Annotated in this window: 1 pseudogene; it reads right to left on the bottom strand. The window is 55.1% G+C overall.

The annotated features are described in order from the left end of the window. Nucleotides 1-180: pseudogene (locus SB756_RS33585) on the bottom strand (RND family transporter); the annotation flags it as partial. Between the last annotated feature and the right edge of the window lie 67 nt (nucleotides 181-247).

The raw sequence follows: 247 nt of genomic DNA, 5'->3' as shown, positions 1-247 counted from the left end.
CTTTTCGATGAAGGGGTGCTTCAGGGGGATCATCTTTTCAAAACTGGTGGAGGGGCGAATCAGGGTCGCCTGCCAGAACAGGAAAATGCTCACCAGCAGGCAGATGACAATCACCGCCGGACGGTTGTTGAAGATCAGGCGCTCAAGGAGGGTCGCTTTATCGTTGTGATGACTGCTCATGCTTTCCCCGCCCTTATTATTGTTTTACGAGTTCTGCGCCAGTCGGCGTGGCGACACGCACGCCACC

The sequence above is a fragment of the Pseudomonas sp. SIMBA_068 genome (assembly GCF_046534705.1).
Lineage (GTDB): Bacteria > Pseudomonadota > Gammaproteobacteria > Pseudomonadales > Pseudomonadaceae > Aquipseudomonas > Aquipseudomonas putida.
Note: the sequence above shows the minus strand (reverse complement) of the source record. Positions and strands in the feature narration are given on the sequence as shown.